The organism is Roseateles subflavus (genome assembly GCF_030285365.1).
In the GTDB taxonomy this organism is placed as follows: Bacteria; Pseudomonadota; Gammaproteobacteria; order Burkholderiales; family Burkholderiaceae_C; genus Roseateles_B; species Roseateles_B subflavus.
This window is the reverse complement of the sequence record NZ_JASVDS010000004.1, coordinates 369148-393579: the sequence shown is the minus strand read 5'-3', so window position 1 is coordinate 393579 and position 24432 is coordinate 369148. Positions and strand designations below refer to the sequence as shown.

At 69.2% G+C, this 24432-nt stretch carries 28 protein-coding genes and 1 other RNA gene; 19 read left to right on the top strand and 10 right to left on the bottom strand.

Annotation, left to right across the window (positions count from 1 at the left end; all coding sequences use genetic code 11):
- Positions 1-91: 91 nt before the first annotated feature.
- Both QRD43_RS16130 and rsxB read left to right on the top strand, forming a co-directional pair.
- Entirely contained in the window at positions 92-1408 is a 1317-nt protein-coding gene (locus QRD43_RS16130) for a polyhydroxyalkanoate depolymerase (RefSeq protein WP_285983519.1), read from the top strand.
- Positions 1409-1427: 19 nt separating this feature from the next.
- Complete coding sequence (gene rsxB / locus QRD43_RS16125; RefSeq protein WP_285983518.1) at positions 1428-2102, top strand: electron transport complex subunit RsxB; 675 nt, start codon at positions 1428-1430, stop codon at positions 2100-2102.
- 44 nt (positions 2103-2146) lie between these two features.
- Here rsxB and QRD43_RS16120 read toward each other — a convergent pair whose 3' ends face one another.
- From QRD43_RS16120 to QRD43_RS16105, 4 genes are read right to left on the bottom strand one after another with little or no spacing between them, the layout of a single operon-like run.
- Positions 2147-2959: a ChbG/HpnK family deacetylase gene (locus QRD43_RS16120; protein WP_285983517.1), complete on the bottom strand. Its 813-nt coding sequence runs from the start codon at positions 2957-2959 to the stop codon at positions 2147-2149.
- Positions 2956-3342, bottom strand: a complete 387-nt coding sequence (locus QRD43_RS16115) for a GtrA family protein (protein ID WP_285983516.1) — start codon at positions 3340-3342, stop codon at positions 2956-2958. The genes QRD43_RS16120 and QRD43_RS16115 overlap by 4 nt, the downstream gene beginning before the upstream one ends.
- Positions 3339-4397 (bottom strand): glycosyltransferase family 2 protein, encoded by a 1059-nt coding sequence (locus tag QRD43_RS16110; RefSeq protein WP_285983515.1) that lies wholly within the window; start codon positions 4395-4397, stop codon positions 3339-3341. Before QRD43_RS16110 ends, QRD43_RS16115 begins: the two co-directional genes overlap by 4 nt.
- A complete protein-coding gene (locus QRD43_RS16105) occupies positions 4384-5847 on the bottom strand; it encodes an ArnT family glycosyltransferase (RefSeq protein ID WP_285983514.1) in 1464 nt (487 codons plus the stop codon). Before QRD43_RS16105 ends, QRD43_RS16110 begins: the two co-directional genes overlap by 14 nt.
- Before the next feature lie 90 nt (positions 5848-5937).
- On the opposite strand from QRD43_RS16105, the gene nth reads away from it, so the two are divergent.
- The 5 genes from nth (at position 5938) to QRD43_RS16080 (ending at position 7992) form a co-directional block, all read left to right on the top strand.
- Complete coding sequence (gene nth, locus QRD43_RS16100) at positions 5938-6570, top strand: endonuclease III (RefSeq protein WP_285983513.1); 633 nt, start codon at positions 5938-5940, stop codon at positions 6568-6570.
- Positions 6571-6633: 63 nt separating this feature from the next.
- Positions 6634-6843, top strand: coding sequence for a cell division protein ZapB (gene zapB, locus QRD43_RS16095; protein WP_183104576.1), 210 nt, complete (start codon positions 6634-6636; stop codon positions 6841-6843).
- Positions 6840-7160 carry a cell division protein ZapA gene (locus QRD43_RS16090; RefSeq protein WP_285983512.1) on the top strand — a complete coding sequence of 107 codons (321 nt, stop codon included), beginning with the start codon at positions 6840-6842 and terminating at the stop codon, positions 7158-7160. The genes zapB and QRD43_RS16090 overlap by 4 nt, the downstream gene beginning before the upstream one ends.
- Positions 7161-7186: 26 nt before the next feature.
- A non-coding RNA gene (ssrS, locus tag QRD43_RS16085) (6S RNA) lies at positions 7187-7370 on the top strand.
- 136 nt (positions 7371-7506) lie between these two features.
- Positions 7507-7992, top strand: coding sequence for an EVE domain-containing protein (locus tag QRD43_RS16080; protein WP_285983511.1), 486 nt, complete (start codon positions 7507-7509; stop codon positions 7990-7992).
- Positions 7993-8116: 124 nt separating this feature from the next.
- On the opposite strand, the gene QRD43_RS16075 is transcribed toward QRD43_RS16080, so the two are convergent.
- Positions 8117-9151: a GGDEF domain-containing protein gene (locus tag QRD43_RS16075; RefSeq protein ID WP_285983510.1), complete on the bottom strand. Its 1035-nt coding sequence runs from the start codon at positions 9149-9151 to the stop codon at positions 8117-8119.
- Positions 9152-9580: 429 nt separating this feature from the next.
- On the opposite strand from QRD43_RS16075, the gene QRD43_RS16070 reads away from it, so the two are divergent.
- The 8 genes from QRD43_RS16070 (at position 9581) to QRD43_RS16035 (ending at position 16389) form a co-directional block, all read left to right on the top strand.
- The gene (locus QRD43_RS16070) at positions 9581-10825 is read left to right on the top strand and encodes a BaiN/RdsA family NAD(P)/FAD-dependent oxidoreductase (protein ID WP_285983509.1); all 1245 of its coding nucleotides are present in this window, start codon (positions 9581-9583) and stop codon (positions 10823-10825) included.
- 198 nt (positions 10826-11023) lie between these two features.
- Entirely contained in the window at positions 11024-11236 is a 213-nt protein-coding gene (gene rpsU / locus QRD43_RS16065) for a 30S ribosomal protein S21 (protein WP_012346814.1), read from the top strand.
- Positions 11237-11420: 184 nt separating this feature from the next.
- Positions 11421-11867: a GatB/YqeY domain-containing protein gene (locus QRD43_RS16060; RefSeq protein WP_285983508.1), complete on the top strand. Its 447-nt coding sequence runs from the start codon at positions 11421-11423 to the stop codon at positions 11865-11867.
- Positions 11868-11946: 79 nt separating this feature from the next.
- The gene (locus QRD43_RS16055) at positions 11947-12288 is read left to right on the top strand and encodes a protein tyrosine phosphatase family protein (protein ID WP_285983507.1); all 342 of its coding nucleotides are present in this window, start codon (positions 11947-11949) and stop codon (positions 12286-12288) included.
- A gap of 137 nt (positions 12289-12425) precedes the next feature.
- Entirely contained in the window at positions 12426-13034 is a 609-nt protein-coding gene (locus QRD43_RS16050; RefSeq protein ID WP_285983506.1) for a TRAP transporter small permease subunit, read from the top strand.
- Entirely contained in the window at positions 13034-14617 is a 1584-nt protein-coding gene (locus tag QRD43_RS16045) for a TRAP transporter large permease (RefSeq protein ID WP_285983644.1), read from the top strand. The genes QRD43_RS16050 and QRD43_RS16045 overlap by 1 nt, the downstream gene beginning before the upstream one ends.
- A 194-nt stretch (positions 14618-14811) precedes the next feature.
- On the top strand, positions 14812-16050 hold the full coding sequence (locus QRD43_RS16040) for a S8 family serine peptidase (RefSeq protein WP_285983505.1): 1239 nt from the start codon (positions 14812-14814) through the stop codon (positions 16048-16050).
- Positions 16051-16083: 33 nt separating this feature from the next.
- Positions 16084-16389 (top strand): hypothetical protein, encoded by a 306-nt coding sequence (locus tag QRD43_RS16035; RefSeq protein ID WP_285983504.1) that lies wholly within the window; start codon positions 16084-16086, stop codon positions 16387-16389.
- 247 nt (positions 16390-16636) lie between these two features.
- Here QRD43_RS16035 and QRD43_RS16030 read toward each other — a convergent pair whose 3' ends face one another.
- Positions 16637-17239, bottom strand: a complete 603-nt coding sequence (locus QRD43_RS16030) for a MarC family protein (protein WP_285983503.1) — start codon at positions 17237-17239, stop codon at positions 16637-16639.
- Between the two features lie 122 nt (positions 17240-17361).
- Between QRD43_RS16030 and QRD43_RS16025 the strand changes: the two genes are divergently transcribed.
- The gene (locus QRD43_RS16025; protein WP_285983502.1) at positions 17362-17832 is read left to right on the top strand and encodes an Lrp/AsnC family transcriptional regulator; all 471 of its coding nucleotides are present in this window, start codon (positions 17362-17364) and stop codon (positions 17830-17832) included.
- 47 nt (positions 17833-17879) lie between these two features.
- On the opposite strand, the gene xerD is transcribed toward QRD43_RS16025, so the two are convergent.
- From xerD to QRD43_RS16010, 3 genes are all read right to left on the bottom strand, one after another.
- The gene (gene xerD / locus QRD43_RS16020) at positions 17880-18845 is read right to left on the bottom strand and encodes a site-specific tyrosine recombinase XerD (protein ID WP_434063896.1); all 966 of its coding nucleotides are present in this window, start codon (positions 18843-18845) and stop codon (positions 17880-17882) included.
- 8 nt (positions 18846-18853) lie between these two features.
- Positions 18854-19831 carry a tripartite tricarboxylate transporter substrate binding protein BugE gene (locus tag QRD43_RS16015; RefSeq protein WP_285983501.1) on the bottom strand — a complete coding sequence of 326 codons (978 nt, stop codon included), beginning with the start codon at positions 19829-19831 and terminating at the stop codon, positions 18854-18856.
- Positions 19832-19934: 103 nt separating this feature from the next.
- On the bottom strand, positions 19935-20384 hold the full coding sequence (locus QRD43_RS16010) for a hypothetical protein (protein ID WP_285983500.1): 450 nt from the start codon (positions 20382-20384) through the stop codon (positions 19935-19937).
- A 127-nt stretch (positions 20385-20511) separates the two neighbouring features.
- Here QRD43_RS16010 and QRD43_RS16005 point away from each other — a divergent pair, with 127 nt between their 5' ends.
- Positions 20512-21417 carry an AEC family transporter gene (locus QRD43_RS16005; RefSeq protein ID WP_285983499.1) on the top strand — a complete coding sequence of 302 codons (906 nt, stop codon included), beginning with the start codon at positions 20512-20514 and terminating at the stop codon, positions 21415-21417.
- Here the strand turns inward: QRD43_RS16005 and queG are convergent.
- Positions 21371-22513, bottom strand: a complete 1143-nt coding sequence (gene queG / locus QRD43_RS16000; RefSeq protein WP_434063895.1) for a tRNA epoxyqueuosine(34) reductase QueG — start codon at positions 22511-22513, stop codon at positions 21371-21373. The two genes, QRD43_RS16005 and queG, sit on opposite strands and share 47 nt — an antisense overlap.
- Here queG and tsaE point away from each other — a divergent pair.
- Positions 22508-23014, top strand: coding sequence for a tRNA (adenosine(37)-N6)-threonylcarbamoyltransferase complex ATPase subunit type 1 TsaE (gene tsaE, locus QRD43_RS15995; protein ID WP_285983641.1), 507 nt, complete (start codon positions 22508-22510; stop codon positions 23012-23014). The two genes, queG and tsaE, sit on opposite strands and share 6 nt — an antisense overlap.
- A complete protein-coding gene (locus QRD43_RS15990) occupies positions 23011-24432 on the top strand; it encodes an N-acetylmuramoyl-L-alanine amidase (RefSeq protein ID WP_285983498.1) in 1422 nt (473 codons plus the stop codon). The genes tsaE and QRD43_RS15990 overlap by 4 nt, the downstream gene beginning before the upstream one ends.

Genomic DNA, 24432 nt, shown 5'->3' with positions numbered 1-24432 from the left:
ACAAAACAAGGCAAGATGCTTCACAGGCATCCACGCCTCACGCCGTGCCCACGCATCCCGCGGTGCCGGCCAGCCATGGAAGGGATCCCACATGCTGTATCAGCTTTACGAAACCCAACGCGCCCTGATGAGCCCGTTCTCGGAGTTCGCCAGCGCCGCTGCCAAGCTCTACAGCCACCCGCTGTCGCCCTTCGCGCACTCGCCGATGGCGGCGCGCTTCTCGGCCGGGCTGGACCTGATGCACCGCCTCGCCAAGGACTACGAGAAGCCGGAGTTCGACATCCGCGGCGTGGACGTCGACGGCGTTGAGGTCGCCGTGCAGGAGCTGGTCCCGCTGGAGAAGCCCTTCTGCCGCCTGCTCCGCTTCAAGCGCTACACCGACGACCCGGCCGTGCTGGCCAAGATGAAGGCACAGCCCACCGTGCTGGTGGTCGCGCCGCTGTCCGGCCATCACAGCACCCTGCTGCGGGACACCGTCAAGTCCCTGCTGCGCGACCACAAGGTCTACATCACCGACTGGACGGACGCCCGCATGGTCTCCCTGGAGGAGGGCCCCTTCCATCTCGATGACTACGTCAACTACGTCCAGGAATTCATCCGCCACGTGGGCGCCGACCAGGCGCACGTCATCTCGGTCTGCCAGCCCACCGTGCCCGTGCTGGCCGCGATCTCGCTGATGGCCTCGCGCGGCGAGCCCACGCCCCGCTCGATGACCATGATGGGCGGCCCCATCGACGCCCGCCGCAGCCCCACGGCCGTCAACAACCTGGCCATGAACAAGAGCCACAGCTGGTTCGAGAACAACGTCATCTACCGCGTCCCGCCAAACTTCCCCGGCGCCGGCCGTGCGGTCTATCCCGGCTTCCTGCAGCACACGGGCTTCGTGGCCATGAACCCGGACCGCCACCTGACCTCGCACTACGACTACTTCCTGGATCTCGTGCGCGGTGACGACGACAGCGCCGAGGCCCACCGCAAGTTCTACGACGAGTACAACGCCGTGCTGGACATGCCGGCCGAGTACTACCTCGACACGATCAAGACCGTGTTCCAGGACTTCGCCCTGGTCAACGGCACCTGGCAGGTCGGCGGCGAACTCGTGCGCCCTCAGGACATCCGCGGCACCGCGCTGCTGACCGTGGAGGGCGAGCTGGACGACATCTCCGGCGCCGGCCAGACCCGTGCCGCCCATGAGCTGTGCAGCGGCATTCCCAGCGGCGACCAGTACCACTACGACGCCATCGGCGCCGGCCATTACGGCATCTTCTCGGGCCGCCGCTGGCGCGAGATGGTCTATCCGGAGGTGCGCAGCTTCATTGCGAAGTACGATGCAGCCCCGCTCACGGCCACCGCCGCGACGGGCAGCAAGCGACCCGCCGCCCGTTCGCGCAGCAAGGCCACGACCTGACGCTGCTCTTTCCTCGACCTTGACCGCCGCCCCCGACTCCCTTGCCGACCTGATCGAGCAACTCGATCTCGCCCTGCCGCAGACCCAGTGCACACGCTGCGGCTACCCCGACTGCCGCGCCTATGCCGAGGCCATGGCGCGCGGCGAGGCCGGCATCAACCAGTGCCCGCCGGGCGGCGCCGAGGGCATCGCGCGCCTGGCCCGCATCACGGGCCGGCCGGTCTTGCCCCTGAGCGCTGCGCATGGCGTCGAGGGCCCGCGCACGCTGGCGGTCATCGACGAAGCCTGGTGCATCGGCTGCACGCTGTGCATCAAGGCCTGCCCGGCGGACTGCATCAGCGGTGCGCCCAAGCTCATGCACACCCTCGTGGCGGAGCAATGCACGGGCTGCGAGCTGTGCGTGCCGGCCTGCCCGGTGGACTGCATCTCGCTCGTGGACGCCACGCCCGGGCGCAGCGGCTGGGAGGCATGGAGCGCGGCGCAGGCGTCACAGGCGCGCGAGCGCTACCGGTTCAAGCAGTTCCGGGAGCAGCGGGAGACGCAGGAGAACGCCCGCCGGCTGGCCGAGAAGGCCGAGCACAAGCTCGCCCACCTGGCCGAGCTGACCAAGCCGGCGGACGACGCCGAGCTCCAGCGCAAGCGTTCGGTGATCGAGGCGGCGCTCGCCCGCGCTCGCGCCAAGCGCGAGGGCTGAGCCGTCCCGCCGCCCCAAGTCCGGCATTTCACGGCGCCTCGCCGTCAGTCCGGCCCGGCGACGTCCCAGTCGCGGCAGCGCCCGGGTTCGATGTCCAGTGACTGCAGCAGGCCCAGCGCCTGGCCACCGGCCAGGACGGCATGCTCGTTGACGCGCGCGGCGCGGATGCCGTCGGCCCTCGTTTCGGTCGACCCGGCACGCCCCGGGTGGCACATCATCAGTCCGCCCTCCGGCAAGGAGCGCAGCCACGCCTCGAGCCGCTCCCGGTAGTCGGTGGCGGGCTCGAAGTCGTAGACCCCCGCGAAGTCCCGGTTGACCCGCAAGCCCTCGGCCCGGGCGCCCGCGGCGAGGGCCCGCCCGCCCAGCCGTCCGATGAGGGCCGCCTTCGCCCCGCGCCAGTGACGCGAGCAGGTGATGCGAAGTGCGCAGGCGTGCCCGTAGCGCCGGGTGAGCACCTGCAGCACCGCCTCCCGCACGCCGGGAATCTGGTGCAGGTGCTGGTGGCCATCCACATAGTCGGGCGCCCGCCCGATCCGCCGTTCGAAGGCGTCGAGCTGGGACTCGATCCAGGGGGCGGCCAATGCCTGCGGCACCGCGCCGCGGTAGGCCGCCAGGAGCCAGCCCTTGAGCGAACGGCTGGCATAGTGGGCGAACTCGTTGAGATCCAGGTGCAGGCCCAGGTCGGCCTGCGCACCGCGCTCCTTCAGCGCCGGCGCCCAGTGCGGCCAGGCCGGCGAGAGCACCATGCAGCTGGTCGCGGTGACCACGCCGGCATCGATGCAGTCGAGGATGCCCAGGCTGATGGCGCGGTCGAAGCCGTAGTCATCGGCGCAGAGCTGGATGCGGCGGCGGCTCACGAGGCCCCCTCTCGGCGACGCCGGAACGCCCAGTGCCGGCCCAGCCACCAGGTCATCGCCGCCACGGCCAGCAGCACGACGACCAGCGCCAGGCGGTACTCCACCCCGCAGGCCAGCAGCAGCGCATAGAGCAGCTCGTTGCACGCGAAGCCCAGCAGCGCCACGCCGAAGAAGCGGGGCAAGGCCTGCCGACCATCCGCCTGCTGGGCCGCAAAGGTCAGCCTGTGATGCCCGACGAAGCTCACGCCGAAGGCCAGCAGAAACCCCATCACATTGGCCGCCAGCGCCGGCCATTGCCAGCTGCCCACGAGCAGCCATACCACCGCGAAGTGCACTGCCGCGGCGCTCCCGCCCACGGCCCCGAACCACAGGAGCGACTTCAAGCCCTCACCTCCGGGTCCGAGACGGCCGGCTTGCGAAGCGACGGGGTCAGGTCTTGCGTCACGTACAGCGGCCGCCGCTTGACCTCGTCGAAGACCCGGCCCAGGTACTCGGCGATGATGCCCAGACACAGCAGCTGCACGCCTGCCAGGAAGGTGATGGAGGCGGCCAGCGTCGCGAAGCCGGAGATCTCGTTGCCCAGGAAGACTTTCTCGAAGACGATCCAGAATCCGAACACGACGGACAGCAGCGACACCACGATGCCCAGCGCCGATACCACCCGCAGCGGCACCTTCGAGAAGGCGGTGATGCCCGTCACGGCCAGCTGCAGCAGACCCATGAACTTGAAGCTCGTCTCGCCGTGCGCCCGGGCATCGGGGATGAACTCGATGCCCGTGGCCGGGAAGCCCACCCAGGCGAACAGGCCCTTCATGTAGCGTGCGCGCTCCGGCAGCTGGCGAAGCGCCAGGACCACGGCGCGATCGAGCAGGCGGAAATCGCCCGCATCCGCCGGGAGCTCGAAGCGCGAGCCCTTCTGCATCAGCCAGTAGAAGACCCGGGTGTACAGGCGCCGGGCGAGGGACTGCGACTCCCGGCGGCCCTTCTGCACGCCGTAGACAACGTCGTAGCCCTCGCGCCAGCGCTCGAGCATCTTGATGGCGCAGCTGATGGGATGCTGGCCATCGGAGTCCATACTGATCACCACGTCGCCCTCGACGGCATCCAGCCCCGCCGTGAGCGCGGCCTCCTTGCCGAAATTGCGCGACAGGCGCAGCAGCCGCACGGGCAGGCCCTGGCGGATCAGGCCCCGCACCACCATCACCGTGTCGTCGCGGCTGCCGTCGTCGATGACGAGCAGCTCCAGCGCCTGCGCATGCGGCGAGAGCTCCTCCACCAGCCGTGGCAGCAGCCAGCTGAGGTTGCGGGCCTCGTTGTAGGCGGGCATGACCACCGAGAGCAGCTGCGGCCGCTCGCGGCCTGCCAGGGGTGTGATCGGCTCCGTCGGCTCGGTCGGGGCTGGGAGGGTGCTCGCGGGGGCGTGGTCAGGGAGCGGCATAGAGGCACAGGTGCTTGTTGCAGGCCAGCGCGTCGGCGCGGGCGGTCGGGGTGTCCTTCTCGAGGACCTGGAAGCGCACGGTAGCGCCGGCGGGCGGGCCATAGAGGCGCCCCGCGCTGTAGAAGAAGGCCGAGTAGTCGGGCTTGCCGGCATAGGCCAGGCCGCAGCGGGCGGTCCAGGCGTCCGGACCACAGGCCTGCTCGTAGGCCCGGATGAGCTCACGGTCGGAGGCCCGCAGCGACTCCTTCGGCCCGAGCCAGCCGAAGCCCAGCGCCATCAGCGCCCAGACCAGCACGCCCGTGCCCCAATGGCGCGCCCGGGCCAGGGCCGGCACGTCGAACTGGGCCAGCCAGAGCAGCACCACGCCGGGCAGCGCGGTCACGGCATAGGTGGGGATGATGTTGCGTGCCGCGGTGAACAGCAGCAGCGGCGCGGCGGTGATGCACAGGGCATAGACCCAGAGCTCGTGCCCGAGGCGCTCCGGCGCCGACGCACCGGACGCCGCCGACGCCCCGCGCCCGCGGGCCACCCGCGCGACGACGGCATGCACGATCCACGGCAGCGCCGACACCAGCACGAAGAGCCAGATCATCCCGATGGGCTGGGCGTGGGCGAAGCCGTAGCGATCGCCCTTCCAGCCGGGCTGCAGGAAGCGCATCACGTGCTCACCCAGCAGGAAGTACTGCAGGAAGCCGGGGGTACGCTGCTCTGCCCACACGTACCAGGGCACGGCCAGGCCGATCCAGATCAGCCAGGCAAGCGGGTCCTTGAGGATGGCCGCCACCACGGCGCCATGGCGGCGCCACAGTGCATGCAGCACGGGCGGCAGCAGTGCCAGCACGCCCGCCGCCGGGCCCTTGGTCAGCAGTGCGAGCCCGAGGCCCAGCGCCAGGACACGCCCGGCGCGGCGCCGAGCCGGCGCGTCGGGGGCGGTCACCGCGCGCCACCACGCCGCCTGCACCAGCAGCACGGTGGCCATCAGGGTGGCGTCGGTCATCACGGCCCCAGCACAGATGAAGTACATGGGGCACAGCATCAGGGCGGCCAGCACGGCCGCGCGCTGCAGCGGCGCCAGGCTGGCCCGCAGCATCCAGTCGAGACTCCAGAGCCCGAGCAGTGCCCAGCCCAGGGCCGCGAGGCGCCCGGACCATTCATTGACGCCGAAGACCTCCATCAGCAGCGCCTGGCTCCAGGTGGACAGCGGCGGCTTGGCCCAGAACACCTCGGTGGGCGTCACGTGCGGGCTCACCCAGTCGCCCAGCTGCACCATCAGGCGGGCAATCTCGGCGTAACGGGCCTCGGTGTGGTCCGTCAGCGCCATCAACGGCAGGGTCACCAGACGCAGCAGGATGGCGGCGACCAGGAGGGCCAGCCACGGGCGGGCGGCGGCGCTGCGCCACAGGGGCGCGGCGCTCGAGGACGATGGGGCGGATGTCGGGGCAGAACTCATGCGGGCAGTTGAAGGCGCTCCGGGTGGACGCGTGCCGCATTCTCGCCGAGCCGACCCGGTTCCCGTCCTCAGATGAACCACAATCGCGCCATGAACGACGCCCAAGTCCTGCACTTTTTCCAGACCCTGCGGGCGGCCAACCCGGCGCCGCAGACCGAGCTCGAGTACGCCAGCGTCTTCGAATGTCTGGCCGCCGTGCTGCTGTCCGCACAGGCCACGGACGTCGGCGTCAACAAGGCGACCCGCCGGCTCTTCGCGCAGGCCAACACGCCGGCGAAGATCCTGGCCCTGGGCGAGGCCGGCCTCGCCGACGCGATCAAGACCATCGGCCTGTACCGGACCAAGGCGAAGAACCTGCTCGCGACCTGCCGGATCCTGGTCGAACAGCATGGCGGCGAGGTGCCGCGCAGCCGCGAGGCCCTGGAGGCCCTGCCTGGCGTCGGCCGCAAGACGGCCAATGTGGTGCTGAACGTCGCCTTCGGTGAACCGACCATGGCCGTGGACACCCACATCTTCCGGGTCAGCAACCGCACCGGGCTCGCGCCGGGCAAGACACCGCTGGCGGTCGAGCAAGGCCTGCTGAGGCGGGTCCCGGCGGCCTTTCTGGTGGACGCCCACCACTGGCTCATCCTACACGGACGCTACGTCTGTCAGGCCCGGCGCCCGCTGTGCGCGCAGTGCAGCGTGCGGGTCGATTGCGACGAGGGCCGCGCGCTGGCCTGAGCCGGGGCCACGCCGGCCCCTACAATGGCCCATCACCAGTAGGCGAGATCGTCACAGCCAGCCATGCCAAGCATCACCGACCTTGTTGACCGGGTGGAGAGGCTCCTCCTGCGTCACGACGAGCTGACCCGGACCAATGCCCTGCTCGAGGAGCAGGTCCGTGCCCTGACCCAGGAGCGCGACGGCATGCGCTCCCGCCTCAACGCCGCCCGGGCCCGCATCGACGCCCTGCTGGATCGCCTGCCGCTCGAATCGGAGAAGAACGCGCCATGAAGCAGATGGAAGTGACCATCATGGGCCAGAGCTACCTGCTGGGCTGCCCCGAAGGCGGCGAAGCCGCGCTCGGCAAGGCCGTGGCGCAGGTGGACCGCGAGATGTGCGGCATCCGCGACGCCGGCCGCATCAAGGCCCGCGAGCGCATTGCCGTGCTGGCGGCGCTGAACCTGGCCTACCAGCTGGCCGAGCAGCCCGCCGCCCGTGCCAGTGGCACCGCGGGTGCGCCCGCCGCGTCGCAAGGCGCCCTACCCGATCTGGATGGCCTCATCAAAAGACTCGACGAAGCCCTTGCGCAGGATGGGCAACTGCTCTGAACGCAGCGCCGCTGGGCCTAGAATGGCGGCGTCCGTTGCGTTCGCGTGAGTCTTATATTTCCTTGAACCGATGCTCTCTGAGCATGGGCTTGGAACATCGCCTCGCTGGTGTGATCGTCTCGCGTCAGATGAACCCGAAGCCTGGCTGACCTCGCCCACCTGAATCCCCTGGGTTCAGGAATGCGGCTCACGGCTCGCGGCGGACACCTTCTTCCCCTGGCGCAGCGCCGGCTCCCTGCCGCTCCCGTGCTGCGCCCCCCCGCCGGCCCGCCCTGCTGGACACCAAGTGCCGGCCGGCTGCCGGGCTCGCCGGTCCCTGATGCCCTTGCCGATGGACCTGTCGCCCATGAACACGAGGCCGATGAACTACTGGCTGATGAAATCGGAGCCGGACGAGTGCTCCATTGATGACCTCGCCGCGGCGCCCGCACAGACGGTCCCCTGGATCGGCGTGCGCAACTACCAGGCCCGCAACTTCATGCGTGACGACATGCGCCCGGGCGACGGCGTGCTGTTCTACCACTCGTCCTGCCCGCAGCCCGGCATCGCCGGCGTGGCCGAGGTCTGCAGCGCCGCCTATCCGGACGCCAGCCAGTTCGATGCCGGCAGCCCCTACTTCGACGCCAAGTCCTCGCCTGCAGCGCCTCGCTGGGTGCACGTGGACGTGCGCTTCACCCGCAAGACGCGCCTGCTGAGCCTCGCGGAGATGCGCCAGACGGCCGCGCTCTCGACCCTGCGAGTGCTTCAGCCCGGCAGCCGCCTGTCCATCACGCCCGTCAGCCCGGAGGAATGGGCGGCCGTGCTGCAGGTGCTGGCGCAAGCCCCTCGCTGAGTGCGCGCCGCGGCGGCGACGTGCGGGGAACGGCCGCTGCTGCGGCCGTGATCTGGCGGCATCTGCCAGCATCCACCGGCAAACCCCTTCAACCCAACAAGGGCCCGGAGACCGCGGGCCTCGTTCAGGCCTGACTGCCGAAGGGAATGGGCGCCAGCACGACCTGGTTGCCGCCCCGGCGCTGAGCCTCCTGGATGGCCGACTGCGCCGCCCCCAGCAACTCCTCCTGGCGCGAGGCCGTGTGCGGAAAGCTCGCCACGCCCATGGACAGCGACAGGCTCAGGTCCATGCCCTGCACCACGATGATCTGGCTCACGCACTGGCGGCGCAGCTGCTCCATGCGGGCATGGGCCGTGGCCAGCCCGACGCCCGACAGCAGCACAGCGAACAGCTGCTCGCCGACGCGACAGGCGGCGTCCATTGCACGCGTGTTGGCCCGCAGCATGCGGCCGAGTCCCTCGAGCATGCGCTGCTGGGCTTCGTCCTGCAGATGCCGCGCCTCGGCCGGCAACGGGTCCAGCGAGATCAGCACCAGGGCGAATTCCCTGTGCTCGCGTGTGGAAAGGTCGATCTCGCGCAGCAGCTGGTCGTCGAACTGCGCCCGCAGGTACAGCCCGGACGTGTCATCGCGGCCGCTGCCCTTCTCGGACTCGCGCCGCAGCTGCTCCATGGCCTTTTGCTGCTGCTCGATCTGCTGCAGCGCCCGCTGCAGGTGGGACTCCCGGTGCTTCTCTTCCGTCCGCTCGGACCACATCGACATGATGTGATCCGATCCCAGGGGCACCCGCGTGACCATGAAGTCGCGCCGGCGGCCGCCCAGCTCGAGCCGGTGCTCGCTGACCACCACCGTGCGCTGCGCCATGACGGCCTGCTCGACGCGACGCATGGCCTGCATCTCGTCACCGCGCATGAGGTCGACGTCGCTGCTGCCGACCAGGGAGGATTCGGTGCGCTCGAACAGGCGGTCCAGCCCGGCACTGGCATACACGTAACGGCCGGTGGCCAGGGACTTGACCGCCAGGAAGGCGCCCAGCGGCTCGGCGAGGCTCAGCAGCGCGCCGGCTGCGCCACCATCGGGCAGGCCCTGCACCTGCAGCCAGTCCTGCAGGCTGCCCGGGCGACCTGCCATGCCCTGTGCGTTCGCCGATTGAATGTCCATGCCTTGAAAGCCTTCTCGCCTCTTTGACTGCTCGCCCCTGCCGGCCCGGCCCGCCACTGTACGGGGGTCTGGACGACCGGCCGGCCCCACCCCTTGGGCAGTCAGCGCAACCGGTCAGCGAAAGCTCCGCGCATGGTAGCCAAAACCAGACCGCTTGGCGGCGACGCCTGCCCCCTATTTGGGTCATCCTTCTCGTCAGGGGCGCGAGGAAAGGCGCCGTAAGTCACATCCGGGCCTGCCCGGCGCGTCTCTTCCGTCACGCTTTGCCCCCGTTTCTGGGCCAGGCCGGGCAACCCTGGTGCCACCGTGCAGACGGACTGCCGATCCGCATCGGCGCCGGCGCCCCTTGCCGACGACTGGCCGCCACCCGGCCGACTGCGGCGAGAATCCGGCACTTCCCATCGCGCCCTGCCGCCCCATTCCTGCCTCATGCCTGCTTCTCCTGACGTCGATCTCCTCATCATTGGTGCCGGTGCCGCCGGCCTCTTCTGTGCCGCCCAGGCGGGCCAGCTGGGCCTGCGCGTGCTGCTGATCGACCATGCGCCCCGGCTGGCAGAGAAGATCCGCATTTCCGGCGGCGGGCGATGCAACTTCACCAACCGCGAAGCGGGCCCGGCCAACTATCTGTCGGAGAACCCTCACTTCTGCCGCTCCGCCCTCGCCCGCTACACGCCGCAGGACTTCATCGCCCTGCTGCAGAAGCATGGCATCGGCTTCCACGAGAAGCACCGCGGCCAGCTGTTCTGCGACGACGGCAGCGAGCGCATCATCCAGATGCTCAAGGACGAGTGCGAGGCCGTCGGTGTGCAGCGCTGGCAGCCCTGCACCGTCGCGGCCGTCCATGCCTTGGCAGACGGCTTCGAGCTCGAGACCAGCCAGGGCACGGTCCGGGCGCCCTCCCTGGTGGTGGCCTGCGGCGGCCTCCCCGTGCCCAAGATCGGCGCCAGCGACTTCGGCCTGCGGCTCGCCCAGCAATTCGGCCACGAGGTGGTGACACCGCGCCCGGCCCTGGTCCCGCTGACCTTCTCCGCCGAGAGCTGGGCGCCCTTTGCGGAGCTGTCCGGACTGTCGCTGGAGGTGGTCGTCAGCGCCGGCCAGGGCAAGCAGCGCACCCGCTTCCTGGAAGACCTGCTCTTCACCCACCGCGGGCTCAGCGGCCCCGCCATCCTGCAGATCTCCAGCTTCTGGCAGCCCGGCCAGCCCATCGAGATCGACCTGCTGCCCTCGCTCGACCTCGCCGCCGCGCTGCGCGAGGCCAAGGGCAACAGCCGCAAGCAGCTGGGCAATGTGCTCGGCGAATGGATGCCCGCCCGCCTGTCCCAGACCTGGCTGAAGCAGCAGGGGCTCGACGGCAGTCGTCCGATGGCCGAATGCCGGGACAAGGATCTCGAGACGCTCGCCCGCAGCCTCAAGCAGTGGCAGCTCACGCCAGCGGGCGACGAAGGCTGGAAGAAGGCCGAGGTCATGCGGGGCGGCGTGAGCACGCGGGAGCTGAGCTCCCAGACGCTCGAGAGCCGTCGCCAGCCAGGCCTCTTCTTCATTGGCGAGGTGGTCGACGTGACGGGCTGGCTGGGTGGCTACAACTTCCAGTGGGCCTGGGCCAGCGCCCACGCCTGTGCCCAGGGCGCACTGGCCCGCCAGCAGGCCCTGGCGGCCGCCCAGCGCGTGGGTTGAACAGGAAAATGCAGTACAAAGACTGCAATAGTGGCAGTCAGCAAAATCTGTGGCTATAATCCCGGTCTTTGCTAGCAAACCCGCGCGTCGATTCGGAAGCGGACTCCGGATACTTCCGCTTCAGAGCGCTCACTGGCCAATCCTGGTCAGGGGCAGTTCAGGCGAACACCGAGCGCACCTTGAAGGAACTATTGCTTCATGACCACCATTCGCGTCAAAGAAAACGAGCCGTTCGACGTGGCCCTGCGCCGCTTCAAGCGCACCATCGAAAAGCTGGGCCTGCTCACCGAGCTGCGTGCTCGTGAGTTCTACGAAAAGCCCACTGCCGAGCGCAAGCGCAAGAAGGCTGCCGCCGTCAAGCGTCACTACAAGCGCGTGCGCAGCATGCAGCTGCCCAAGAAGCTGTACTGAGCTTCTCGTTTTCTGGCGCCGTCAGGCGTCCATACGCTGCTGAGGGGGCTTCGGTCCCTTCAACAAAGCCCGCGCAGGACGCTGTCGCGGGCTTTTTCCATTCCGGCACGGCTTTTTGCGGCATCGGCACGATCCTCCCGATCGCCACCCGCCCAGGGCCCGCCCCTTTCCACGAGTCCCCATCATGACCCTCAAAGAACGCATCACCGAAGACATGAAGGCCGCCATGCGCGCCAAGGAAGCCGAGAAGCTCTCGACCATCCGCATGCTGCTGGCCGCCGTCAAGCAGAAGGAAGTGGACGAGCGCGTGGAGGTGGACGACGTGATGCTGGTGGGCATCGTCGACAAGCTCATCAAGCAGCGCAAGGATGCCATCTCGCAATACACGGCCGCCGCGCGCCAGGATCTGGCCGACAAGGAGGCCGCCGAGGTCGTGGTGCTCGAGGCCTATCTGCCGGCGCGCCTGAGCGAAGCCGAGATCCAGACCGCCGTGAACGCCATCGTGGCCGAGCTCGGCGCCAAGGGCCCGGGTGACATGGGCAAGGTGATGGGCGCCGTCAAGACGCAGCTCGCCGGCAAGGCCGACATGGGCCTGGTCTCCGCCGCCGTCAAGAAGGCACTGGCCCCCTGACGCGTCAAGGGCCGCCCGGCGCCATCACGCGATGCGCTCGGCCGGCCCGGCCTCCGTCCCCTCCCACGAAAGCACTGCCATGACCCTGCCGCTCAATCCCCTGACGCCCGACTTCGCCGTTGCCCCTCAGCTGGAACCGACGGCCATGGCCGAAGCCGCCGCTGCGGGCTTTCGCAGCGTGATCAACAACCGTCCTGACGGTGAAGGCGGCCCCGGCCAGCCCAGCAGTACCAGCATGGCCGCCGCCGCGGCAGCGGCCGGCCTGCAGTACGCCCATCTGCCGGTGCAGGGCGGTTATCAGACCCCCGAAGAGATCGCGGCCTTCCGCGAACTGCTCGCGACCCTGCCCGGCCCTGTGCTCGCGTTCTGCCGCTCGGGCGCCCGCTGCACCAAGCTCTTCGTCGCCGCGACCCAGGGCTGATCCTCCCGCCGCAGGAAGACCTCCTCGGGGCTTTCCCTCATCCCTGCCTGAATTCAGGCAGCGTTCAGCGGGCAATCGATACAGTCCGGGCAAGCCGGCAGGGCCCACCGCCCTCGCCCTTTGCCCAGGAACTGCCCATGAACGCCTTGATTGCCTTTGCGGAGGCCATCGACAGACTCAACGACCGCTTCGGCACCCTTGCCGAGTGGGGCGTGCTGCTGTCCTGCCTCATCAGTGCGGCCAACGCCGTCGTCCGCTACGCCTTCGACTACAGCTCGAATGCCTTTCTCGAGATCCAGTGGTACCTGTTTGCCGCCTGCGTGATGCTGGGCGCCGCGCAGGTCCTGCGCATCAACGAGCACGTGCGGGTCGACCTGGTCTACAGCCGCCTGAGCGGCAAGGCCAAGGTGCTGGTCGACCTCTTCGGCCTCACCGTCTTCCTGCTGCCGGTCATCGGCTACATGGCCTGGCTGTCCTGGGGGCTGTTCGTGGGCAAGCTCACGACCGGCATGCGCCCGGAAGACACCCTCTCCGCCCTGGGCTTCATGCCCTACGTCCACAAGCTGCTCGTCAGCGGTGAGGTCTCCAGCAATGCCGGCGGCCTGATCCGCTGGCCCGCCGTGCTGATGCTCCCGCTGGGCTTCGCGCTCGTGTGGCTGCAGGGCGTGGCCGAGATCATCAAGCGCATCGGCTGGCTCAGCCACCGCTACAACATGGACACCCACTACGAGAGGCCCCTGCAATGATCAGCATGGAGCAATTCCCGCCCCTGATGTTCGCGGGGCTGATCGTCATCATGCTGATCGGCTTCCCCGTGGCGTTCTCGCTCGCCGCGCTGGGCCTCGGCTGCGGTCTCTTCGCCATCAGCCAGGGCTGGTTCCCGCCCGAGTTCATGGCGGCCCTGCCGCAGAACGTCTTCGGCATCCTCAGCAACGACCTGCTGCTGGCCATTCCCTTCTTCACGCTGATGGGCGCGCTGCTCGAGAAGTGCGGCCTCGCCGAGGACATGCTCGACTCCATGGGTCAGCTCTTCGGCCCCGTGCGTGGCGGCCTGGGCTACTCGGTGATCATCGTGGGCTTCATCCTCGGCGCCATCACCGGCACCGTGGCCGGCCAGGTCATCGCGATGGCCATGATCTCGCTGCCCGTGATGATGCGCTACGGCTACAACATGCGCTATGCCACCGGGGTACTCGCGGCCTCGGGCACGATCACGCAGCTGGTGCCGCCCTCGCTCGTGCTTGTCGTGCTGGCAGACCAGCTCGGCCGGCCGGTGGGCGACATGTACAAGGGCGCCTGGGGCCCCTCCATCATCCAGGTGCTGATCTTTGCGCTCTACACCTTCGCACTGTCCCGCATCAAGCCGGAGCACGTGCCCGGCGTGCCCAAGGAAGCCCGCACCCTGCAGGGCTGGGCCCTGTGGCGCAAGTGCCTGCGCGGCATCGTCCCCTCGGCCGTGCTGATCTTCGCGGTGCTGGGCTCGATGGGCGGCCTCCCGGGCATCGACACCGCCATCTGCACCCCGACGGAAGCCGGTGCCATGGGCGCGGTGGGCGCCTTCGTGCTGGCCGCCCTGCATGGTCGCCTGAACTGGCCGCTCGTCAAGGGCACCATGATGGGCACGATGCGCATCACCGCCATGGTGGTGTTCATCCTGATCGGCTCGCGCACCTTCTCGCTGGTGTTCCAGGGCGTCGAGGGCGGCCACTGGATCGAGCACATGCTGTCCACCCTTCCCGGCGGCCAGGTCGGCTTCCTGGTGGTGGTCAACATCTTCATCTTCTTCCTGGCCTTCTTCCTCGACTTCTTCGAGATCGCCTTCATCATCCTGCCGCTGCTGGGCCCGGTGGCCGACAAGATGGGCATCGACCTCGTCTGGTTCGGCGTGATGCTCTGCGTGAACATGCAGACCAGCTTCATGCACCCGCCCTTCGGCTTCGCACTCTTCTACCTGCGCGGCATCTCGGACACCCTCTTCAAGCAGGGCTCGCTCCCGAGAAAGGTCGAGTCCAGCGACATCTACATGGGCTCCATCCCCTGGGTGTTCATGCAGCTGATCCTCGTGGCCATCGTGATCTTCTTCCCGGTCACCGTGACCGCCTTCCTGGACAAGGAGAAGCCCGTGGACATGGACCAGGCCACGCAGCTGCTGCAGGGCATGGACACCGGCAAGGACGGCGACAAGGGCAAGGACGGCATGAGCGCCGACGATGCCAGCAAGCTCTTCGCGCCGGAGGCGGCCAGCGCGCCGGCATCGGCAGGCAGCGGCGCTGCCGAAGATCCGAACGATGCGGTGCTGCGGGCGCTGCAGCAGGACACCAAGAAGTAGCCGAAGCGTTCATCCAGACCCTGGGGCCGGCCGGAGCCATCTCCCGCCGGCCTTTTCCATTCAGCCGTCCGGCGCCCCTGGGCCCGTGGGAGGCTGCCGGGGATCATCCGCAGCCCTGAGGACTCAGGGAGAGGTGCGGTCCTTCACAAGACGCGTCCACCCAGGCAATATGCGCCCCCACAAGGGAGAACGTCATGGAAAAGCCGGCATCCAGGTGGAGTCATGAGGTGGTGGTCCTGATGCCGCCCCGGCCGCGATCAGGCCGGAGCCCGGCGGCTGTCGAGGCGATCGGTCCGGCGCTGCAGGCGCTCCTGGACGACGGCCGGGCCGAGCCGGTCTTCCAGGCGAACTTCCAGCCGAACTTCCAGCTGGACCTCCAGCCGGTCCGCAAGTCCGACCGGCAGGCCAAGGCCGTCTCGCTCGTCCTGCCCAAGGTCTATACCGTCAAGACGCTGGGCGAGGCACAGACGCGCGAGGTCCTCGAAACGCTGTCGGACGACATGGGCGCGGCCACCGTCTACGTCGCGCCGCCCCGGGGCGTGCTGGCGCGCTCCCCCGGTGCGGACATGGGAGCCCAGTCGTCGAGCATGTCGCACTGGGGCATGCAGTACGTGGCCGTGGACGCCGATGCGGTGGACGCCTCGGACATCGCCGTCGCCGTCGTCGACACCGGCGTCGATCGCGCGCATCCTGATCTCGTGAACGCGATCGATGCTTACGTCAACTTCTGCCAGGACGAATCCGAGGACGACGTCCAAGGGCATGGCACCCATGTCTGCGGCATCATCGCCGCCACGGGTCAGCCACCTGGCGGCATGAAGGGCGCCTGCAATGCGCGGCTGCACGTGTTCAAGGGCATTGGCGTCAAGTACAGCGCCACGGACTACTACCGCGCACTGGGTGCCGCGCTCGCACGGGCGAAGATCGTCAACCTCAGCCTCGGTGGCCCCGACCACGACCCCGCGGAGGAGCTGATCATCCAGCAGGGGCTCAACAGCGGCGCGCTGGTGATCGCCGCGTCCGGCAATGACGGAGATGACGGCGACTACCCCAACTACCCGGCCAATCTGCCCGGCGTGCTGGCGGTGGGGGCCATTGACGACCAGGGGGCTCGGGCCGACTTCAGCAATGCCGGCCCCCACCTCTCGCTGGTGGCTCCCGGCGTGGACATCTGGTCCACCGCGCCGACGAAAGCCAGTTCGCTCTTCAAGAAGAAGTCGGGATATGCCCCTTGCTCGGGCACGTCGATGGCCACCCCGTTCGTGACCGCCATGGCCGCGCGGGTCGCCGCCGGGCATCCCGGCCCCCCACCCGCTGCCACGATCCGTGACAACATCCCCATCGAGCGATGCCCCGGCCAGACAGGAAAGACCGATGATCTGGGCTACGGCTGCGTGCATTGGAAGGGCCCCTTCGTCCTTTCAAACGCCTAGCAGTACAATCTGTCGATTCCCAGCGCACGGCCTATGCAGCAAGAGACCATCACTGTCAAGGTCCTTGAGAACGGCTCTCCGGTCAAGTCTCAGAGCCTCTGGCATCGCGTCTTCACGAAGTTCTGCGAGGACCTCGTGACGTCCCATCGAGCCCAGCGGGCCCGCGCCAATGTCGTGTTCCCAGGCACGGACAACCCCGCGATGGCCACCATCTACACCATCGAGGTGGAGGCCCCCTTCGGCATCGACGAGCCCCTCCGCCAGCTCCAGGCCATGCCGGGCGTCCAGTTCGCTCATCGAGCCTCCAGCCGAGGCCCCCTGCCGGTCGCGGCTCGCTGACGAGCCCGCCTGTACTCAAGCGGCCTGCGCTCCAGCAGCGTGTACTCAAGCAGCGTGTAGCGGATCTGTCGGCACAACGCCGTGGCAACGGCCGCCCGTCCACCCCTTCCCCCGCCATGACGCCCGCTGCGCGACAGCCACGGCCCGTTGGCGGTGCCAGCGGCGCCGGCGGGTCACGAGACGACGGTCATCACGGCCACCGGGCGGTCGTCCACGGCCCCCCCCGGGACGCCCCCTCAGGCGGGCGTCACAGCCCGCCGATGAAGTAGCGCTTCAGCCCGGCCAGCACCATCTCCACCGCGATCGCCGTCAGCACCAGGCCCATCAGCTTCTCGATGGCCGAGACGACGGAATCGCCCAGCAGCTTGCGGATGCGGTCCGCGAGGATCAGCGTGAGCCCCGAGATCAGCATGGCGGCGGTCAAGGCGCCGATCCACTCCAGGATGCGGTCCGGCTGGCGCGAGGCCAGCAGCAGCACCGTGGCCATGGCGGACGGCCCGGCCAGCAGCGGCACCGCCAGCGGAAAGATCAGCGGCTCGCGCCCAGGCTCCAGGCCATAGGCCGAGTCGCCCGAGCTGCCAAAGATCATCCGCATGGCGATGATGAGCAGGATCACGCCGCCGGCCACTTCCAACGAACGCTCCGACAGGTGCATCACGCGCAGGAAGCCGTCGCCAAGGAACATGAAGGCGATGAGCACGAGGAAGGCGATGCTGACCTCGCGCAGGGCCACCTTGACACGCCGCTCCTTGGGCACGCCGCGCATGATGGGAATGAAGATGGGGAGACTGCCCAGTGGATCCAGCACCAGCAGGAGCAGGATCAGGGCGGAGAGAAAGCTGTGGTCCATGGGGCGCTATTGTCGGCGAGATTCCTCGTCAAACCTCGGGTTAACCACTAGCTCACGTGCCATCCTCACGGGAAGCAGGCTGCGATCATCCGGGCGCACGCTCCACCTCCTCCCGCGCTCCCATGCCCAACACGCCGCTCGACACTCTGGATTGCCGCATCGTGGAGATCCTTCAGCGCGAGGGGCGCATAGCCAATGTGGACCTCGCCGCCCGCGTGCAGCTCTCAGCACCGCAGTGCTTTCGCCGCGTCCGCGCCCTCGAGGAGCGGGGCGTGCTGCGCGGCTACCGGGCCGACGTGGAGCCGCAGTCCCTGGGCCTGGGCGTGACCGCCTTCGTGAGCCTCAACATCGAGGCGCAGGCCTTCGTCCGCGTGCGGGACATCGAGGCGCTGCTCAAGGCCTTCCCGGAGATTCTCGAATGCCACACGGTCTCGGGGGACTGCGACTATCTGCTGAAGGTCGTGGCCGGCGATCTCAAGTCGCTCTCGCAATTCCTCACGGACAAGCTCATGCAGCTGCCCGGCGTGGCCGATGTGCGCTCGATGATCTGCCTGGAGGAGATCAAGCCGCCCTCCCCGCTGCCGGTGCGCTGACCGGCGCGCGGGCCATGGGCAAGACCTGACCCCGGCTCTCCCCGCCTTCAGCCGCGCGGATGGTGCTGCGCGTGCAGCGCCTTGAGACGCTCCCGCGCCACGTGCGTGTAGATCTGCGTGGTCGAGAGGTCCGCATGCCCCAGCAGCAGCTGGACGGCGCGCAGGTCGGCCCCGTGGTTCAGCAGGTGCGTCGCAAAGGCATGGCGCAGGGTGTGCGGCGAGATGCTCTGCCGGATGCCCGCCTGCACGGCGTACTTCTTGACGAGGCGCCAGAACATCTGCCGGCTCAGCGCTTCGCCGTAGCGGTTCAGGAACAGCGCCTCCGGCTGCTGGCCGGCCGCGAGCTGCGGTCGCGCATCCCGCAGATAGCGCACGAGCCAGTCCCGCGCCTCCTCGCCGAAAGGCAGGAGTCGCTCCTTGCTGCCCTTGCCCATGACCCGCATCGCGGTTTCCTTCAGGCCGACGTGCAGCGTCTTGAGCTCGACGAGCTCGCTCACCCGCAGCCCGCTGGCATACATCAGCTCCAGCATGGCGCGGTCCCGCAAACCGAACGTCTCGTCGACGTCTGGCGCCTGCAGCAGGGCCTCGACCTGCGCTTGCGTGAGCGTCTTGATGCTGCGCTGCAGGCGATGCGAGGGCAGCAGCTGCAGGGTCGGGTCTTGCCGCAGCCGCGCCTCGCGCAAGGCCCAGCGGTAGTAGCGCTTGAAGCAGCTCAGGCGCCGGTTGGCGCTGCTGGGCTTGCTGCCCTCGTGACGCGCCGCGATGTAGGCCTGCAGGTCCGCCTGGCTGGCCTCGTCGAGACTGCGCGACAGCTCGGCATCGAGCCAGTCCGCCAGCAGGGCCAGGTCGCGCCCATAAGCCTGGCGCGTGGCGGCGGACAGGCCGTCCTCCAGCCACAGCGTCTCGAGGAAGAGCTCGGCTGCCTGGGCACTGGCCCGGCGCGCCGCACTGTGCGGCACCTCGGCCGCGGCCCCGCGAGAGACGGCCGGCTTGCGCTTGACGGACGGCGGCACGGGCCCGCTCAGTCCAGCTTGAGCTTCTGGGTCTCGACCACCTTCTTGTAGACCTCGTACTCGGCCTTGATCTGGGCGGCGAACTGCTCCGGCGTGTTGGCCACGATGATGGAACCGGTGTCCTCGATGCGCTTGCGCACGTCCGGCAGCTCCAGCGTCTTCTTGACGGCGGTGCTGACCTTGTCGACCACGTCCTTCGGCAGGCCCTTGGGCCCGTAGATGCCGTAGTAGGCCATGCGGTTGACGGGCTCGAGGCCCACCTCCTTGAACGTCGGCACCTGCGGCAGCTGGGCCAGGCGCTGTGGCGCTGCCACGACGATGGGAATGAGGCGGCCGTCCTTGATGAAGGGCAGCGCCGAGGGCAGGTTGTCGAAGATCATCGGCACCTGGCCTGCCACCGTGTCATTCAGGGCCGGGCCGGCGCCACGGTAGGGGATATGGAGCACGAACACGCCTGCCAGCGACTTGTACAGCTCCATCTGCAGATGCCCGATGCCACCGGTGCCCGAGGTCGCGTAGCTGTACTTGCCCGGGTTCTTCTTCAGCTCGGCGAGGAAGCCCTTGTAGTCCCGCGCCGGGAAGCTCGGGTGCACGGCGATGATGTTGGGCGTGGCCGCCACATTGATGATGGGCGTGAAGTCGGTCAGCGGGTTGTAGGGGATCTTGGGATCGATGGCCGGGTTGGCCGCCGTGGTGGAGACCGTCGCCATGCCCAGCGCGTAGCCGTCCGGCGTGGCCTTGGCCGTCTCGTTCGCCCCGACCTTGCCACCGCCACCGGCCTTGTTCTCGACGACCATGGTCTGGCCCAGCGGGCCGTTGATCTTCTCGGCCACCACGCGGGCCACGATGTCCGTCGTGCCGCCTGGTGCGAAAGGCACGACCAGCTTGACCGGCTTCGTGGGATAGCCCTGCGCCAGGGCGACACCCGGCAACGCAAGGGCCGCCAGGGCCAGGGGAATGTGCTTGAGAATCGTGCGACGGCTCATGGAGTTCCTTTCGTTGTCCTGCTGAAGGAATGTCCCAGTCTAAGCGAGGCAGAAGCCCTTGGACTCGAAGGTCTGACCCCGGCGGCCCACGAGCGCACAGCCGTCAGCCGGCAAGCCGCCCGGCCAGCCAGGCACGTGCGGGAAGCTCATCGCGAAAGCAGGCAAATGGAATGCCGGCCGCCTCGAAGCAGCGCGCCATCGGCACGTCCATCAGGCCGACACCTTCCACGTCAGACGCCGTCACATGGGCCACGGCGCGGGGGGCTCGCCCTGCGGCGGCGATGTGCAGCAGCATGTCCGTGAAGGCGGCCAACGCCTCATCGGTGGCCAGCGTGCTGTGCCGGATCACGGCCAGCAGCACCCACGGCCCCTGGGCCTGCATCTCCGGAATGCGCGTGGCCAGCAGGGATCCAAGGGCCAGCACCAGCTCCCGGTTGAAGGGCCCATCCGCAACGTTCAGCAGCAGCGGCCCCTCCGTCTGGACCCACACCCGCCCATGCATCGGGAAGCGGGACTGCGCATATCCATCGGTACTGTCGGAAAAGGGCGGCATGGCAAGCGTCATGGAAAGCAGACGTGCGGAATGATAGGCCGCCGTCACCGTCTTGGGTGCCCGTGGCGCCTGCACTCCCGCACCACGGTGTCAGCGGCGCGACGCCTCTGGCTGGCACACTGCACGCATGCCTGACCTGCTCCTGCTGCTGCCAGACCTCCTGCTCATTGCCGCCGGCTTCGGCCTGTGCCGCTGGACCTCGCTGGACCGCGCGGTGTGGGCCAGCGTGGAGCGGCTCGTGTACTACCTGCTGTTCCCGGTCCTGCTCTTCAACTCGATCTCCCGCAGCCAGCTGCAGCCGGGCGAGACGCTGGCGCTCGCGGGCGCGGGCGTGGCCGTGCTGCTGTCGGGGGTGGCCCTGTCCTACGCGCTGCGCCTGTGGCCCGGCATGCATGCGCAGAACCATGCCTCGGGCGCACAGATCGCCTTCCGTTTCAACTCCTTCGTCGCGCTCGCGCTGGCCGAACGACTGCAGGGCGCACAGGGCGTGGCCTGGATCGCCCTGCTGATCGCGCTGTGCGTGCCCCTGGCCAATGTGGCGGCGGTATGGCCGCTGGCCCGGCACGGCGGGCATGGCTACCTGCGCGAGCTGACCCGCAACCCCCTGATCGTCAGCACGGTGCTGGGGCTCGTGGCGAACCTGAGCGGCCTGCGCCTGCCCGAGCCGGCCGCCGTGAGCCTGCAGAAGATCGGCGTGGCGGCCCTGCCGCTCGGGCTGATGGCCGTCGGGGCGGGTCTTCGCTTCGGGGCGCTGCGCGATGCGCCGGGGCTGGCAGGCGCCCTGCTCTTCATCCGCCATGGCGCCCTGCCGCTCGTCGCGCTCGCGCTGATCCACGCCCTCGCCCTTCCGCAGGCCCAGGCCCTGCTGCTGATGGCCTTCGCGGCCCTGCCGACGGCCTCCAGCAGCTACGTGCTGGCCGTGCGCATGGGCGGCAACGGGCCCTTCGTGGCCGGCCTCATCACCCTGTCCACCCTGCTGGGCATGATCAGCCTGCCCCTGTGGCTGCTGGTGCAGGCGCGGCTGGCGCCATAGCCCAGCGCAGGTGCTCGGCGAGCACCTCATCGCCTCCGGCTGTTGCCACGTCGAGCGCGGCAGCCAGTGCCGACATCAGCGCCTGCCGGTCGCCCGGGGCCAGGTCTTGCCTCAGCGCGTTGCCCATGGCCACCGACAGGTTCCGGCGCCAGCGCCAATGCCCGATCCGGCGGATGGCCGAGCCCTCCGTGCGGCGCAGGAACTCGGCCTCGTCCCAGCCCCACAGCTGCAGCAGGCCCGGCGCCGAGAAGTGCGCACGGGTGTCGAAGTCCGGTACCGGGCTGCGCTGCGCGAACTTGTTCCAGGGGCACACGAGCTGGCAATCGTCGCAGCCGTAGATGCGGTTGCCCAGCAGCGGGCGCAGCTCAGGGGGGATCGCGCCGTCGTGCTCGATGGTGAGGTAGGAGATGCACCGTCGCGCATCCACCCGGTACGGCGCCACGATGGCCTGCGTAGGGCAGACGTCGAGGCAGGCCTGGCACTGCCCGCAGTGGGCGGGCGCGGGCGCGCTCAGGGGCAAGGGCAGGTCGATGTAGATCTCGCCCAGGAAGAACAGCGAGCCGGCATCCCGAGAGAGCGTGAGCGTGTGCTTGCCGCGCCAGCCCAGACCGGAGCGCGCGGCGAGCTCCACCTCCAGCACGGGGGCGGAGTCGGTGAACACGCGATGCCCCAGCGGCCCCACCCGCTTCGCCAGCCGGTCCGCCAGCTGCTGAAGGCGTTGGCGCAGCACCTTGTGGTAGTCGCGGCCCCTGGCGTAGAGCGAGACCTGGGCGCGCATCGGGTCCGAGAGCCCCTGCCATTCCAGACGGCGCCATTCAGGACCCAGGGCGGCGGGCAGGTAGTCCATGCGGGCGGTCAGCACCCGCACGGTGCCGGGCACCAGCTCGGCCGGGCGCGCCCGCTTGAGGCCGTGGCTGGCCATGTAGTGCATGCTGCCGTGGAATCCGGCCTCCAGCCAGGCAAGCAGGCCCGCCTCGGCACTGCTGAGGTCGATGTCGGCCACGCCAATCTGTGAGAATCCCAGCTCATGCGCCCAGGCCTGCAATTCCTGCATGACCGCCTGGGGGTCGAGAGACATCTGGGGAGTTTGCTGCATTTGGCCATTCTAGAAACCCGCGAGCTGCGCTGGCCCGACGAGGCCGCCTGCGAACGCTTTGCGCAAGACCTGGCACGGGCTCCGGAGCTGCTGGACGCCTCCATCGAGCTGCACGGCACCCTGGGCGCCGGCAAGACCACCCTGGTGCGCCACCTGCTGCGCGCCCTGGGCGTGCAGGGCCGGATCAAGAGCCCCAGCTACGCCGTCATGGAAAGCTATGACCTCGCCGAGCACGGCGGCCGGGGCGTGGTGAGCCACTTCGACTTCTACCGCTTCGGCGACCCGCGCGAGTGGGAGGATGCCGGCTTCCGCGAGATCTTCACCAGCCCCGGGCTCAAGCTCTCGGAATGGCCCGAGAAGGCCGCCGGCATGCTGCCCGTGCCCGACCTCGCCCTGCACCTGGACATCGCCGAGGACGACGCCCGCCGGCTGCGCCTGGAGGCATGCACGCCGCGCGGCGTCAGCCTGCTGGCAAGCCTGGGACCGGAGGCGCGCCCATGACGAGGCCGCCCGTGACGAGCTCCCGCCGCAGCACCCTGCGCCGCATGGGCGGCCTCGCGCTCCTGCTGCAGGCGCCAACGCAGCTGCTGGCGGGGCCAGGTCTTGCCACCATCGTCGCCGTGCGCATCTGGCCGGCGCAGGACTACACCCGCATCACCATCGAGTCCGACCGCCCCCTCGTCGCGCGGCACAGCCTCGTCAGCGGACCGGACCGCCTGGTGATCGACGTCGATGACCTCGACCTCAGCCCGGGGCTGCGCGAGCTGCTGGGCAAGGTGCGGGCCGACGACCCCTACATCGAAGGCCTGCGCGTGGGCCAGAACCAGCCCCGCGTGGTGCGCATCGTGCTTGACCTCAAGCAGGCGGTGGCGCCGCAGGTCTTCACGCTGCAGCCCGTGGCGGCGTACAAGCACCGGCTGGTGCTGGACCTCTACCCGCTGCAGGAACGCGACCCGCTGCTGGCGCTGATCCGCGAGAAGGAGGCGGCGGAAAAAGCCGCGGCGCAGTCGGTGCAGGATGCGCTGGGAGAGCTGATCGCCAAGCTCGACAAGCCCGAGTCGACCCGCCCGGCCACCTCCGCCCCGCCGGCGGCCAGTGCGCCCGTGCTCATCGCCCAGAAGCCGCAGACGCAGACGCCGCCACCGGCCAGTGCCGCCTCGGCGCCCCAGGTCGTGCCGCCCCCGCCCCTCACCAAGCAGCAGCTGGACCGCCTCATCGTCATCGCCCTCGACCCGGGTCATGGCGGGGAAGACCCTGGCGCCACGGGCCCGAGCGGGCTCAAGGAGAAGGACGTGGTGCTGGCGATCGGCCTGAAGCTGCGAGACCGCCTGGACAAGCATCCCAACATCCGCGTGATGATGACCCGCGATGCCGACTTCTTCGTGCCGCTGCACGAGCGCGTGCGCAAGGCGCGTCGCGTGCAGGCCGATCTTTTCGTGTCGCTGCACGCCGATGCCTTCTTCACGCCGCAGGCCCGCGGCGCCAGCGTCTTCGCGCTCAGCGACGGCGCCGCCAGCAGCGCAGCGGCCCGCTGGATGGCCGACCGCGAGAACGCCGCCGACCTGATCGGCGGTGTGAACACCAAGGTCAAGGACGCCTCGGTGCTGCGCACGCTGCTGGACCTCAGCACCACGGCGCAGATCAAGGACAGCCTGAAGCTGGGCGGCGAGGTGCTCGGGCAGATCAGCCGCGTGGGCAAGCTGCACAAGCCGCGCGTGGAGCAGGCCGGCTTTGCCGTGCTCAAGGCGCCGGACATCCCCAGCATCCTCGTGGAGACGGCCTTCATCTCCAACCCCGAGGAGGAGGCCAAGCTCAGCAGCGAGGCCTACCAGGCCCAGCTCGTGGAGGCCATCGCCACGGGCATCTCGCGCTACTTCGCCAAGAACCCGCCCCTGGCGCGCAACCGCAGCCTGACCTGA

Coding starts and splice junctions, on each gene's coding strand:
- QRD43_RS16030 (WP_285983503.1), bottom strand. CDS start 17,239: ATGGACCACAGCTTTCTCTCCGCCCTGATCCTGCTCCTGCTGGTGCTG.
- QRD43_RS16010 (WP_285983500.1), bottom strand. CDS start 20,384: ATGCCGCCCTTTTCCGACAGTACCGATGGATATGCGCAGTCCCGCTTC.
- QRD43_RS16050 (WP_285983506.1), top strand. CDS start 12,426: ATGAACGCCTTGATTGCCTTTGCGGAGGCCATCGACAGACTCAACGAC.
- QRD43_RS16070 (WP_285983509.1), top strand. CDS start 9,581: ATGCCTGCTTCTCCTGACGTCGATCTCCTCATCATTGGTGCCGGTGCC.
- nth (WP_285983513.1), top strand. CDS start 5,938: ATGAACGACGCCCAAGTCCTGCACTTTTTCCAGACCCTGCGGGCGGCC.
- zapB (WP_183104576.1), top strand. CDS start 6,634: ATGCCAAGCATCACCGACCTTGTTGACCGGGTGGAGAGGCTCCTCCTG.
- QRD43_RS16005 (WP_285983499.1), top strand. CDS start 20,512: ATGCCTGACCTGCTCCTGCTGCTGCCAGACCTCCTGCTCATTGCCGCC.
- QRD43_RS16075 (WP_285983510.1), bottom strand. CDS start 9,151: ATGGACATTCAATCGGCGAACGCACAGGGCATGGCAGGTCGCCCGGGC.
- QRD43_RS16040 (WP_285983505.1), top strand. CDS start 14,812: ATGGAAAAGCCGGCATCCAGGTGGAGTCATGAGGTGGTGGTCCTGATG.
- QRD43_RS16035 (WP_285983504.1), top strand. CDS start 16,084: ATGCAGCAAGAGACCATCACTGTCAAGGTCCTTGAGAACGGCTCTCCG.
- queG (WP_434063895.1), bottom strand. CDS start 22,513: ATGCAGCAAACTCCCCAGATGTCTCTCGACCCCCAGGCGGTCATGCAG.
- QRD43_RS16015 (WP_285983501.1), bottom strand. CDS start 19,831: ATGAGCCGTCGCACGATTCTCAAGCACATTCCCCTGGCCCTGGCGGCC.
- QRD43_RS16110 (WP_285983515.1), bottom strand. CDS start 4,397: ATGCCGCTCCCTGACCACGCCCCCGCGAGCACCCTCCCAGCCCCGACC.
- QRD43_RS16090 (WP_285983512.1), top strand. CDS start 6,840: ATGAAGCAGATGGAAGTGACCATCATGGGCCAGAGCTACCTGCTGGGC.
- rpsU (WP_012346814.1), top strand. CDS start 11,024: ATGACCACCATTCGCGTCAAAGAAAACGAGCCGTTCGACGTGGCCCTG.
- QRD43_RS16055 (WP_285983507.1), top strand. CDS start 11,947: ATGACCCTGCCGCTCAATCCCCTGACGCCCGACTTCGCCGTTGCCCCT.
- QRD43_RS16080 (WP_285983511.1), top strand. CDS start 7,507: ATGAACACGAGGCCGATGAACTACTGGCTGATGAAATCGGAGCCGGAC.
- QRD43_RS16105 (WP_285983514.1), bottom strand. CDS start 5,847: ATGAGTTCTGCCCCGACATCCGCCCCATCGTCCTCGAGCGCCGCGCCC.
- QRD43_RS16025 (WP_285983502.1), top strand. CDS start 17,362: ATGCCCAACACGCCGCTCGACACTCTGGATTGCCGCATCGTGGAGATC.
- QRD43_RS15990 (WP_285983498.1), top strand. CDS start 23,011: ATGACGAGGCCGCCCGTGACGAGCTCCCGCCGCAGCACCCTGCGCCGC.
- QRD43_RS16130 (WP_285983519.1), top strand. CDS start 92: ATGCTGTATCAGCTTTACGAAACCCAACGCGCCCTGATGAGCCCGTTC.
- QRD43_RS16060 (WP_285983508.1), top strand. CDS start 11,421: ATGACCCTCAAAGAACGCATCACCGAAGACATGAAGGCCGCCATGCGC.